Source organism: Heyndrickxia sp. FSL K6-6286 (assembly GCF_038630395.1).
Lineage (GTDB): Bacteria > Bacillota > Bacilli > Bacillales > Bacillaceae_C > Heyndrickxia > Heyndrickxia oleronia.
Map to the genome: position 1 here is coordinate 905,828 of NZ_CP152029.1, position 13,317 is coordinate 919,144.

Below are 13,317 nucleotides of genomic sequence, written 5' to 3' on the forward strand. Positions count from 1 at the left end.
GCTAAGAAAATCAAAAGATAAATTTTCTTAGCTTGGTTGAGCATTACCACGATTTTTTCATTAACCATTCAAATCGAGATTGGTATCTTTTTTCATTAATTTTAATGCAATGAGATAGATAATTCCTATACCAAGCCAGATAAATCCAAGCTTCTTCGATGTCTCATCAAGATTTATCCACACATAACCGATGATAATAATACCGATGGCAGGAAGAAATAAATGTCGTAAATAATCTTTACTTCCCTTTTTACGGATAAAATAATTAACAACGGAAAAATGTAAAAATAAGAATGATGATAAGGCTCCGAAGTTAACAACCGAAGATAATTTATCAATATGTGCTGCGAAAATACCAGTAACGACTAATGAAACTACTGCAATGAATAGTGTACTGATATAAGGTGTATTAAACCTTGGATGTATTTTCGATAGAACGAAAGGTAGTTTTTTGTCACGTGCCATACTAAATAAGATTCTTGAGATGGCTGCCTGAGCGACAAGTGCGTTAGCAATCCCCCATGAAAGTGCAGTAGCAAGAATGGTTAATGTTTTCAACCATGTACCACCAGCAATTTCAGCTATTTGATAGAATGCCACATCTGGATTAGCAAAAGATTGATAGTCAGGCCAGATAAGAGCGGCAACCCATGTTTGGATAATAAATAGGAAACCAACCGTTAATAGTGCGAATATACATGCTTTCCCAATTGATTTTGCTCCATCCTTTGTTTCTTCTGCCAAAGTGGAAATGCCATCAAAACCAAGAAAACTAAGTACAGCGATAGAGACAGCTCCCATAATGACATTCATGTTAAAACCACGATCATTGTATAAAGGTTTAATTGTAAACTCTGCTCCATTAATGCCTTTAATGATCGCTGTAACCCCTACTGCTACAAAGATAGCAAGGATGATTAATTCTAAAATGACAATGATTTTGTTCGCGCGTGCTGTAAACTCTATACCTAAAATATTAATCACTGTATTAATAGCAATAAAAATAATCACCCATAAATAGGATGGCACTTCTGGTAGCATATCCCCTAATGCGGCTGCACTTACTAAGTATAAAAGGGCAGGGACAAATACATAATCAAGAAGAATTAACCACCCTGCGATAAATCCTACTGAATCATTAATGCCGCGCTGGGCATAGGAATAAACGGAACCTGCAATCGGAAAGGCTTCAGACATACGTGCATAGCTTAATGCAGTAAAAATCATGCCGACCATTCCAATTAAGTAAGTGAGAGCCACCATCCCATTTGAGCCTTGAGCTACTACACCATAGATTCCAAATGGAGCAATGGGTACCATAAACACCATTCCATAAATAAGTAAATCCCAAAAGGATAATGAACGTTTTAAAGAAGGAGCTGAATTTAAAATAGTGCTTGAGCTTGCTTTTCGTAATTTTTCACCCATCATAACTCCTCCTAGAATATCTTATGGATTCCCAATTTTTGAAGTACTGATTTGGATAATAAGCAACGAGCTGTTTTTAGTGGATCCACTATTTGACTAACTTGAACATGACCTGCAGCACTTAAGAGCATCGTTAATTCTTCAACACTATAATCTGTACGTTCTAACAAATAATCGACCATTTTTTCTACCGCTGTATCTGCTGCTTCGTCGAGTGATTCCTTTGAAACAAGAAAGGCAAAACTATCGGATGTTTCTACTACTGGAACAGATAAGCTTTGATCTTTGATTACCTCTAAGGTTACTGTCACCTTTGCAGGGATCTCAATACCAGATACACACACCTCTCCATCGCCCATGGCTGCATGTACATCACCTAATGAAAATAAAGCTCCTTTATGAAAAACGGGAAAATACAAGGTAGCCCCTTCTGCGATTAAGGTTGTATCCATGTTCCCACCATGATCACCAGGAGTACCACAAGAAATTTCTCCTTCATTTGGTGCAACACCAATCACACCGATCATTGGATTAAGTGGGAGAGCTATCTTCTCATTAAAAACAGCTTCATTGTTTTCAATAGGGACGATTTTGATTGTAAAATCATTAATTCGATGCCCCATAACACCAAGATCAGGGCCAGTAGCCATAACTCCTTTTTCATCTAATTGAATGCGATCAATTGATACTTTTAAAATATCACCTGGTTCTGCATTATCAATATAGATTGGACCAGTTGCAGGATTAATTTGTGACCAATCAATACTATTGTAAGGCGTATCATCAGATTGAATTTGATTTAAGAAACAATCATAGGTTTCAATTTCAACCGTTTCACCTGATTGTACCTTTAACACTGGCTCATGTTTTGCACTCATCTCGTAGATATAAGATTTTTTATCTAAAATGGTACTCATATAAAAACAGCCCCTTTACTTTTTCTCTCATTATAAAGAATAGTAAAAGGGGAGATTTATATAATCTTGCAAATATTTTATATAATTTTGATAATTAATCGAAAAATTAAATTAGTCCATTAGAGAATCAATGTGATTTTCACGATTTGTCCGTACAAAAAAATAAATAAATAAGGCTAATCCCGATGAGATTCCCACTGATAGTAAAAAGTAAGTGTTAAAATTATTCGTTATTATCCAGGCTACACAAGAGAATAAGAAACTCATAAAAATAATATAAAAAATCCATGGATTCAGCTTTTGTTTTTTGAACAAAATGGCCATGCATGGAAAAGCTGTTGAAGATAGGAATAATAAATAAAATTGAATCGCTTCAAGTGCGTAAGAGATAAACAGACATGCCAGGATTAGTGAAACCCCTCCAATTATGACTGAGGTCATATATATTAAACGTATGCTTCTTTCTTTTTTTTCAAATTGTGAATAGAATAGCGCTGTTATAGAGTAAAGTGAATTGAATCCAGACTGTGCTAACCCTACTAACCAAATAAGAATGGCCAATTGTATGATTAAATAGGATTCATGATGGACAAGAATGTTAAATAGGGAGCTTAATTCTAATTCCTGATATTTAGTTACTTCATAGGTAAAAAAGGCGAGTAAGGATAGTGGAATGGACAAACTACCTAATATTCCTAATTTAATGGTTATAGAATAATAGGATTTTTTAATTGAAAACATATTTCGCCAAAATATTAGACTGGTAGATAACTTTCCTATTCCAAGGATAATCATAACCATTAAGAAAAACAGGCCATCATCAATTGTTGGATGTAATCTTTTACTCCATTCCTGATAGTCATAAAATACTTGGTGGATCCCCCTACCTAAATAGGTGTGTAAAGGCAAGTATATGAGTGAGCATCCGCCAATTAATAAAAGAAGCCAGGTTGATCTTGTAAAGACATTCATACCACCTAGTCCACCAAGAATAATAATAAAAATAAACAGTATGATTAAAAAGATAAATGGACTTTTATTAAACCATTTACCATATAACCAGCCTGCAAGCGCTGGTTGAATAATTAACCCATCGAGATTAGCAATTGCTAATAAGCAAGTGGCTCCTATTCTTCCTAATTGATTTGAAAACCGATTCCGATATAAGTCCTCTAAACCGTATGTCCCATCATTTTCATTCCTAATATACGGGACAAGCTTTGCTAATAGGAAGTAGTAAAGAAGAAAAATGATTAATACAAATAATGTACTCATTCCAAGACCGAAATTGATAGTCGAATAGAGTGTTAGGGTTACAATCCAAGCAGAAAAGAAGGTTCCCCATACTAGTACTGTTCCTTTTTTTATCCCTAACGGTTCACTCGTTCTAAAATAATGATGAATATTTGAATCATTAACGACATGGTCCAAGCTATAAATAATAATCGTGGTGGTAACACATAAAATAAGAAACCAATCAAACATTTCCTAGTGCATCCTTATATTCACTTGGGGATAAGTGGGTTATCTTTTTGAAAGACGAACTTAAATGATTTTGACTAGAAAATCCAGTTCTTTCAGCTATTATTCCCATTGGAAGGTGAGGAGCCGATTTTATTAGTTCTTTTGCTTTTTCCACCCGGTATCTTACGAGATATTCCTGGAAATTTTCTTTTTTTTCTTCTTTAAACTTCTTACTAAGATAGGTTGGGCTTACATGAATATGTTCTGCTAGATGGGGGAGAGAAAGCTTTTTATTATACTGTTGATGGATGATATGTAATACTTCCTGGATATCTGATGATAGTTTATTTCCCCCAATAGATTCTAAGAATTGATCAAGAGTTTGATATAGTTCTTTAGCAATTATCGGCTTAATTAAATAATCCATCACATGAAGCTTAATCGATTGTCGTGCATAATTAAAATCTTGAAAAGCCGTTATCATGATACATTCTGTATCATAATTTTCCTTAATGTAAGCACATAGGTCTAATCCGTTTTCTCCAGGAATATGTATATCGATTAAAGCTAGTTGATAATTGTCCTTCTTTAAAAATTTTTTTGCTGCCGCTGCATCTTCTGCGGTTACTAAATCCCACGAAGGATATCTTTGATTAATTAGGTATGTTAATTGTTCTAATTCTAAATATTCATCATCAATGATTAATACTTTCATATGCTTTCTCCTCCAGGTGTATAGGGCCATTCAGCAGTTACAACAGTCATTCCATCTGTTCGATTAATCATAACGGAAGTTCGCAAATCGAAAATGAGCTTCAGTCTCTTTCGAATATTTGCTAATCCAATACCTTGATTCCAATTTTGCGTAATACTTTCATTTGGGCCATTATCCTTGACTGCTAATTGTACCCAACTTCCTTCTCTTTTTAGTTCTATCATTAAAATTTTATCCCCAGGTTTATTCTCAAGACCATGTTTAAATGCGTTCTCAACAAAAGATTGAAGAATATATGGGGGCAGTGTTGTTTTTACTGCTGTTACATCTATTTGATAGGAAACAGATAGTTTAGATCCGAATCGTAATTGCTGTATCGCAATATAATGGTTCGTATGCTCCAACTCATAAGAAAAAGGAACTAATGGCTCTTTATCTGTATAATTATATCTTAAAAATTGGGAAAATTCCTCCATTGCTTCGACTACCTCCTTAGTTCTCCCTAATCTACCTAGTGATAACATGGCATTGAGGGAATTGAAGAGAAAGTGAGGGTGGATTTGTTGACTAAGTTGTAAATATTCCATTCTCTGCATCTCTTTTTCCATTCTCATTTGTTTATTTTCTAATTGAAGATAATCAAATTCTTGGTCAAAAAAATTAAGTAAAAGTAGAATAACGAAGCCCGCGATGGGTGTTCCAATGCTAGAAAGTATAATGATCGTGAAGATTGTATTACTCATAGTTTAATACTCCTTAATGAATCATGTTATTCAACTTTATTAATGAATGATTTAAAGGATGTTTTTATATTTGATTGTACTATATAAAAAAATATATGGGAGATCATATGATTAAAAATCTAATAGACAAGTCTGATTCTTTTGTCATATGATGAAAGTAGGAAGTTGAACATGATTGAGAGGAAGAGAACATCTTGGATATTCAAACGGTACTCTATGAAAATTATCGGAAAAAGAATCAGCTATCATTCATTATGATTGTCATTTCTGTCTTATTAGGGACTGCGGCAGATCTTGCTTTGGGCTCAGGGTTAATGATAACACTTATTACTTTAATCGGTGGGGCAGTTGTTATTGCTATTATTGGAATCTTACATTTTTCGAAAAAGCTTGTCTTTCAATTACCATATTTCTCTGTAATCGGTGTATCACTGGTTGTTGCACTTATTATGTTTATGAGCCCCACTGATCAAAATATCTTTTTGATCTATTATTTATTAGTATTTGCTGCTCTTTATTTAAATCAGATAGTTTTTACTGTTGGAGTCATTATAAGTACTGTTATTTTAGTTACATTTTATATTGTTAATCAGGATGTATTAAATACTAATCTGCAATTTTCATTGTTGATGTATGCTTTAGCTGTTATTGTTTTATTTTTCCAAAATAAAATATCCAATCAGCTGCAAAAAAGTGTAAATGAGTTACAGAATCAAGTTCAGTTGAGTTTACAAAAAGAACAGCAACAAAGAGTGGTTTTAGTCGATAATACACAAATTATTGCAAAGAATTTAACAGAGATTCAAAATCAATCTCAGACGAATCATGAAAGTACATATGAAATGAATGTGGCGATTCAAGAAGTGGCAAAAGGAGCACAAGTTCAATCTGATTCAATTAGTGATATTTTGGCAGCAGTCGAGAATACGAATACAATGGTTGTCAATATGATTGAAAAGGTAGAAGAGATCACCGAGCAATCTAGTCTAACCAATAGTAAATCGGTACAAGGGCGTGAACAATCGCAAAAATTACATACTCAGATGAAAGAGTTTAAACAGTTTATTAGTAAAATGACTTATGAATTGACTCAATTAAGCGGTAATGTAAGTCAATCATTGAAATCCTTAGAATCTATACAACAAATAAATTCACAAACAAATTTATTAGCCTTAAATGCTTCTATTGAAGCGGCAAGAGCTGGAGAAGCAGGAAAAGGATTTTCAGTGGTTGCTCAAGAGATTCGGAAACTTGCTGAAACAACTGAAAAAACAGCGAATGAAGTGTCAACAAGCTTGAACCAAATTAATATGAGTAATGAAGGAACTCAATTACAAATGCAGCAAATCGCAATGAAAATGGAAGAAAATATTAAGGAAACAGAGCTCACAACCACAATCTTTAGTGAAATTGAAGGGGCTATCCAACGTTTAAGTAGTGAAGTATATGCGTTCTCTACTGTTGCTAATCAAATAGGAGAAGATACAAGCTCGATTGATCGAACAATGAATGAGTTTGCCGCAGTTCTCGAACAAGCCTCTGCATCTTTAGAAGAGGTTTCTGCAACCGTACAAAGTCAGACAGAAAGAAATGCAGTGCTTAATCGTTTAATTGTTGAAACAAATGAGGCAATACATAAGCTGCAATAGGTAATGGGCTTGACACTTAGAATTATTGATCGAAAAAAGTGAACATGGAGTGTTAACTTAAAACAAAGGCTCTTTTCTCATGAATTGTTGCTATTTAAGTAATGTTTTAACAAATAAAAAGAGGTTGAAGAACTTCATAAAGAATGCTAAAACCTTTTTATTAGTTGGAAAAGAGAAAATAGATCTTTTTAAAAAGCAAGTAAAAATACGAAAACTATCTAAACAAAAATAAGCGGGGCATGTCTGAAATAGACGTCCCCGCTTTTTGATTGGTAGATATTTTACTTTTGTAAATAGAAACAGTATTAATAGTTCTTCCCTTGTTTAAAAAGTAAATAGAAGAGTTGGTATCCTTCACTTGTAAGGATTTCACGATTTTCCGGTAACCGTTGATTTAATGTCTTATCAACGATTCCCAACTCTATAGCCTTTTGCCATGCTTCATTTTCTAAACAATCTATACCGATTGCTTTTAATATTAATTGCGCTGCCTGATCTCTAGTTAAAGTCTTATCTTTATCGGTTAGTAGGGATGTAACTTCGTTTACATTTTCTACTCCTTTATGGGGGAAGACCCTTTCAATTGCACTGATGATTCGTACAAAATCATCATTAATCATCGGTTCATCGACCGGGAGTTTATTTTCATAGCCACCTTTTATTACACCAAGGCTTAACAGCTTTTTAATGGCTGGATAGTACCATTCATTTTGATAAGGATAATCCAATTCAAAATGGAATAAATGTGCCCCTTGATTTTTTAGCTTTTTCTGAAGGGTAGTGATAAGTGATTTATCCTTGCTCATTTCTCTAAAATTAATTTGATGTTCGATGGACATGGCTGAGGCAACTCCAGCCGCTTGGGCAACTGACATTCCGGTCGGAACTACACGTGCACTTCCTGCAGCTAATGAATCATATCCCGCAGCCTTACTTGCGATTAGTAATCCATCAATTTTTAATGGAACGAGTGATCTAAATGGGATCGCATATTGAGTAGGTACTGCGAGAACATAGCCGTAATCTGCAGTTGATGTTGCTTGAATATCCACAGGATATCCACCTAAAGCAATACTATCCCAATGATCTCGATTTTCCCACAGGTCTGACATTGGTAATTGATACTCTGCTTTAATATGTCTAGTTTCTCTTATATATAATTCAGAAGGGTAGCTAGCTATTTTAGCCTGTTCAAAACCAGGAAAATGCTCATTTAGAAATTTAACAATGTGCTTCGTTTCATTTTTTCCAATATTTAATGCTTCCTTCTTTGATTCTTCATTTAAACCATCTACACCAAAAATTTGTAAGGCATTAATGTAGACACTACCATCTTTTTGTTTAGCAATATTTAATCCACGAAGTCGGGTTTGTGCATTTGATGGTTTATAAGCTGTATGGAGATCACTATATCCCCATGCTGTATTATTGTAGACTGTTCCACCGCCAAATACGCCATCCTTTGAGGCACGCTTAATTCCTTCCCAATCAACATCCTTTAAATGGATCATGAGGGTGACGGACATTTTTCTGTTTTTAAATCCGATATCTTCTCCACCTGTAAAATATGGGGTTCCGGCCATTACAGCTAAGTCGGCATCCTTCGTGGAATCTATGAATCTTTGTGCATGGATTTCTTTTTCTTTATTTTGATAGTCTTTAATTTTTAGTCCAGTTAATTTGTTTCCATCTTTAATTACGGAAACGACATCAGTTTCTAGAGCAAGTGTAAGATTAGGCTCGTTTTTAACCAGCTTCATAAAAGCTGCCTTTGCATCTTTGATATCGAATGCCGATTGATTTCCTACGAGGTTATGCCATTCCTTGAAAATTCCAGCATTGACTGGTTCATTGTTCATATCTTTTCCAATATCAAGGAAATTGAGCATTCCGTATGTAAAAAGGCCACCCAAACCATCACGTTTTTCAATTAATAATGTTTTTGAACCATTTCGTGCAGCCGCTACAGCTGCTGCTACGCCTTCGGGTTCTCCACCTACAACAATGACATCATACGTTTTCTTTAGTTTAGGCTGCTGGTAGCTAAGACTATTATTCTGTTGACTATTGTTTTTATGCTGTATCAATTGGGTTGCGACGAAGATAAATACCAAGATGAAAAGACTAAAACCCGTTGTTATCCAAAGCTTTTTATTTTTCATGTTTTCCGTCCTTTATCCATTTTAGTTAGAAGAAGGGTCAGAATCTGACCGTTCTCGACTTTTTTCTATTAATAAGTCTACGATACATGGTTAAACATGAATTTTCAAGGCGTCATTACAAAACGTCTTTCATTAAATCTTAATTTTCACATTATGTACGAAAACTAATTAATTTTCATACCAAGATTAGATTAAAAAACATATAAAGAAAGGTTTTTCAAATAATCGAATATTGAAATAAATGGTTGAAAATATAGGTAAAATGGTATAGAGTTAAATTGTTCTTTATTAAGAACTTAATAGAGGAGGGAATGGTAATGGTGGGGATAAAAGAATATGATCAGGAATGGTTTGATTTAATTGCTGAAGCAAAAAAAATAGGATTATCCACTCAAGAAATAAGAGAATTTATAAATAGAAGCAAGAAAAAAGAGCAAAAATTGGATTCTGCTAATCTAGGAATCTATTACCAAACATTATTACCAGATGTAAAAACGGATAAAGGTGTTCTTAATAAAGAAATAGAATGTGAGTCATTAGAAAAAAGAATGACACGTATTGAAATTAAATTAGACTTACTATTAAAGTTACGAAATCATATGATGAAGGTTGGGATATAAGAATCGTCTTGATCCCAGTTTGCATTTTTCAACAGCTCTTTTCTCAAACATGTTGCTATGTAGGTGAAGAATGATAAGTCTCTTCATTTGATTGAGAAAAGAGCCGCTAATCCTTCATAAGAACGTGTGAAATCCTAGGTGGAAGAAGCTGGCAGTAGGGCTTTTACCATAACAATAAACTATACGAAATAGTCTTGGAAAACTCGGCAACTATTCAATATTTTTGGAAAAATTAAAATTGATATTTTCTTTTTTATTTCACGATGGTATAATACTTTCAACTGGTAATGACATCATGTTGATATGTTAAAAAAGGGAGGTTCGATGAAAGTATTATTAAATGTATTCGCTTTCAATCAATCTGGTAATGACATCATTATAACTAATTAAGTAAAAAAGCGTTCAATAAGGGGGTAATATCATTGAAAAAGCTTTTCTTAGGATTGACAATGTTCATACTGATCTTTGTGATGGCAGGATGTTCAGGCGAAAAGGCGTCTACAAAGGATGGAAAAGTAGAAATTCGCTATGGGTTATGGGACAAAAACCAAGTTCCAGCTATTGAAGAAATCATTAAGAAATTTAATGAAAAAAATCCTAATATTAAGGTGAAGCTGGAGTTAACACCGTATAAGCAATATTTTCAAAAGCTTGAAACTGCAGCTACAGGTGGAGCTTTACCAGATGTACTTTGGATGAATGGGCCACATATTGCACAATATGCAATGGGGAAAGTTCTTCAACCATTAGATGATTTCATTAAGAAGGATCAATTTGATATGAATAATTATCCAGAATCTCTTGTTAATTTATATACAGTTGAGGATAAGATTTATGGTGTTCCAAAGGACTTTGACACGACTGGATTATGGTACAACAAGAAGCTTTTCGATGAGGCAGGTATCCCATATCCTGATGAAAACTGGGATTGGAATAAGTTGAAGGAAGCAGCAAAAAAACTGACGAATAAGGAAAAGGGGATTTATGGATTTGCTGCATTGATGGGAAATCAAGGTGGTTATTATGATTTAATTTGGCAAAATGGCGGCTATGTCGTTTCAGATGATAATCAATCGGTTGGATTTTCTGAGCCAGAAGCAGTTGAAGCAATTAAATATAATATTAGTTTCATAGAAGAAGGTCTATCGCCAACTCCTGCACAAATGGAAGAAACGAAGCCATCTGACATGATGATATCGGGAAAAATAGCGATGATGTTTGATGGACCATGGATGGTTCCTGAGTATAAAACAAATCAGGATTTAGACGTAGCTGTTCTTCCGCAAGGAAAGGAAAGAGCTGTGAGTATTCATGGCTTGGGTAATGTTATTGCGAAGAACTCTAAACATCAAAAAGAGGCTTGGGAGTTTGTTAAATTCCTAGGATCAAAAGAAGCAGCAGAAATATTTGCAGAAACAGGAACAGTCATCCCTGCTTTCAATGGAACACAGGATGCATGGTTGAAATCTGTCGATACATTAAATTTACAAGCATTTATTGATGGGTCAGAGTATGCTCACCCACTACCAAGTGTCGAAAATACAGGAGCATTATGGGATGCCGAAACAAAAATCCTTAAAAATGCTTGGAGTGGCGATGAAAGTGTAGAGGATGCTACAAAGAAATTAACGGAAGAAGGAAATAAGATCCTTAATAAAAAGTAACCATTTTAGAAAGGGAAGAATCCGAAAACGGAATCTTCCCTCTGAAAAATTCTTCTTCTATATAGTTTAGTAGTGTTTTGCTCAGTGAGATGAATAAGCGCGTTACGCTTTTCTTATAAGGAGGTTGGTTATGTCAGAAATTCAGCTTACAACCGAGCCAAAGCCTAAAAGACAGGCGAAAAGGTATTATAAAACGAAAAAACGATCAGATTATCTTTGGGCATATTGTATGCTTGCTCCAACAATGATCGGTCTACTAATCTTTTATTTTTGGCCAATTTTACAAACGATTTATTTTAGTTTTACAGAATGGGGAGCGTTTGGAACATTCGAGTGGATCGGTGTAGAAAATTATGTGAGGATGTTGACTGATTCAGAATTAGGTCAAGCCTTTAGGAATACCTTTATTTACATTGTACTGACAGTGCCGATCGGGATTTTTTTATCCATACTCGTAGCTGTCTTACTTAACCAAAAAATTAAGGGAAGATCTGTCTATCGCACACTGTATTTTTTACCGGTTATTACGATGCCCGCAGCAATCGCGATGGTGTGGAAGTGGCTCTATAATTCTGACTTTGGCTTAATTAATTATGTTTTGTCCTTATTCCATATCAAAGGACCGAGTTGGATAACCAATCCGGATATTGCCTTATATTCAATCATCATTGTCGCTATTTGGAGTGGTGTCGGTTATAATATGGTCATTTTTCTTTCTGGATTACAAAATATTCCGCAAACATACTATGAAGCAGCTAAAATTGATGGAGCGGGGCCTGTACGAACGTTCTTCTCAATTACGATGCCATTACTATCACCTATCATTTTTTTCGTTTCAATTATGTCGTTAATCGGTGCATTCCAAGTGTTTGATCTGATTTTTATGATGGTTTCTAGTAATAGTGTGACGATAGAAAAAACACAATCCATTGTTTATCTGTTCTATCAACACGCCTTTGTGTTGAATGATAAAGGATATGCAGCCGCTATTGCTGTTTTATTATTAGTAATGATTTTAATTGTGACAGTGATACAAATGATGTTACAGAAAAAATGGGTGCACTACGAATAAAGGAGGATGACATCGTGGAGAAAACAATGAAAGGAAAAAACATTTGGATTCACGTAGTTTTAATCATTGGTGCAGTCATGATGGTTATCCCTTTTATCTGGATGCTACTCACCTCATTAAAAACCTATGCTGAATCTGTTCATATTCCCCCAAAGATTTTTCCGAAGGATTTTCAATGGAAAAATTATAAAGAAGTATTTGAATTACTGCCATTTTTCAAGTTTATGTTCAATACAATCATCGTTACGGTCGCTCGTACGATTGGCCAATTATTCCTTTGTTCATTAGCAGCTTATGCCTTTGCGCGAATTCGTTTTCCTGGACGCAATATACTTTTTGTATTAGTGCTATCCGTGTTAATGGTTCCGTCCCAGGTATTCTTGCTTCCGCAATACATGATCATGGTGAAATTAAATTGGCTGAATACCTTACAAGCTGTTATAGTTCCAGGATTATTTAGTGCATTCGGTACCTTTTTACTTCGCCAATTTTTTATGGGCCTACCTAAAGAATTGGAAGAAGCTGCCAGACTTGATGGTTGTAATCATTTTCAAATTTATTGGAAAATCATGCTTCCATTAGCGAAACCAGGGTTAATTGCTTTAGGAATTTTTACAGCCCTATGGTCTTGGAATGAATTAATGTGGCCGCTTATCGTCAATAGTTCCTCAGAGAAAATGACATTATCGGTAGGTCTCTCATCCTTGCAGGGCCAATATTTAACGAATTATCCAATTCTAATGGCAGGCTCATTCTTAGCCATACTGCCGATGCTTCTATTATTTATGTTCCTGCAAAAGAGATTTATAGAAGGAATTGCGATTACCGGAGGGAAATAAATAAGGGACAGCGGGTCGGTTCCCGTGTCCCACTTGTGTTCTAA

The 13,317-nt window shown here is 34.7% G+C and carries 11 protein-coding genes; 5 read left to right on the forward strand and 6 right to left on the reverse strand.

The window, feature by feature from the left end; translation table 11 throughout:
- Positions 1–60 precede the first annotated feature (60 nt).
- From MHI39_RS04715 to MHI39_RS04735, 5 genes are all read right to left on the reverse strand, one after another.
- Complete coding sequence (locus MHI39_RS04715) at positions 61–1,428, reverse strand: APC family permease (RefSeq protein ID WP_342540789.1); 1,368 nt, start codon at positions 1,426–1,428, stop codon at positions 61–63.
- A gap of 11 nt (positions 1,429–1,439) precedes the next feature.
- Complete coding sequence (locus MHI39_RS04720; RefSeq protein WP_342540790.1) at positions 1,440–2,345, reverse strand: acetamidase/formamidase family protein; 906 nt, start codon at positions 2,343–2,345, stop codon at positions 1,440–1,442.
- 111 nt (positions 2,346–2,456) lie between these two features.
- Positions 2,457–3,830, reverse strand: a complete 1,374-nt coding sequence (locus tag MHI39_RS04725) for a hypothetical protein (protein ID WP_078110563.1) — start codon at positions 3,828–3,830, stop codon at positions 2,457–2,459.
- Complete coding sequence (locus MHI39_RS04730; RefSeq protein ID WP_058004881.1) at positions 3,823–4,524, reverse strand: response regulator; 702 nt, start codon at positions 4,522–4,524, stop codon at positions 3,823–3,825. Before MHI39_RS04730 ends, MHI39_RS04725 begins: the two co-directional genes overlap by 8 nt.
- Positions 4,521–5,267 (reverse strand): histidine kinase, encoded by a 747-nt coding sequence (locus MHI39_RS04735; RefSeq protein ID WP_180211977.1) that lies wholly within the window; start codon positions 5,265–5,267, stop codon positions 4,521–4,523. The genes MHI39_RS04730 and MHI39_RS04735 overlap by 4 nt, the downstream gene beginning before the upstream one ends.
- Before the next feature lie 194 nt (positions 5,268–5,461).
- Between MHI39_RS04735 and MHI39_RS04740 the strand changes: the two genes are divergently transcribed.
- The gene (locus MHI39_RS04740; protein WP_342540791.1) at positions 5,462–6,916 is read left to right on the forward strand and encodes a methyl-accepting chemotaxis protein; all 1,455 of its coding nucleotides are present in this window, start codon (positions 5,462–5,464) and stop codon (positions 6,914–6,916) included.
- Between the two features lie 305 nt (positions 6,917–7,221).
- On the opposite strand, the gene MHI39_RS04745 is transcribed toward MHI39_RS04740, so the two are convergent.
- Complete coding sequence (locus MHI39_RS04745) at positions 7,222–9,078, reverse strand: FAD-dependent oxidoreductase (RefSeq protein ID WP_342540792.1); 1,857 nt, start codon at positions 9,076–9,078, stop codon at positions 7,222–7,224.
- Positions 9,079–9,395: 317 nt separating this feature from the next.
- On the opposite strand from MHI39_RS04745, the gene MHI39_RS04750 reads away from it, so the two are divergent.
- The 4 genes from MHI39_RS04750 (at position 9,396) to MHI39_RS04765 (ending at position 13,273) form a co-directional block, all read left to right on the forward strand.
- Positions 9,396–9,698, forward strand: coding sequence for an anti-repressor SinI family protein (locus tag MHI39_RS04750; protein WP_342540793.1), 303 nt, complete (start codon positions 9,396–9,398; stop codon positions 9,696–9,698).
- A 422-nt stretch (positions 9,699–10,120) separates the two neighbouring features.
- Entirely contained in the window at positions 10,121–11,362 is a 1,242-nt protein-coding gene (locus MHI39_RS04755; RefSeq protein WP_342540794.1) for a sugar ABC transporter substrate-binding protein, read from the forward strand.
- A gap of 130 nt (positions 11,363–11,492) precedes the next feature.
- Positions 11,493–12,434 (forward strand): sugar ABC transporter permease, encoded by a 942-nt coding sequence (locus tag MHI39_RS04760; RefSeq protein ID WP_212944833.1) that lies wholly within the window; start codon positions 11,493–11,495, stop codon positions 12,432–12,434.
- Positions 12,435–12,460: 26 nt separating this feature from the next.
- A complete protein-coding gene (locus MHI39_RS04765; RefSeq protein WP_342541422.1) occupies positions 12,461–13,273 on the forward strand; it encodes a carbohydrate ABC transporter permease in 813 nt (270 codons plus the stop codon).
- Positions 13,274–13,317 lie beyond the last annotated feature (44 nt).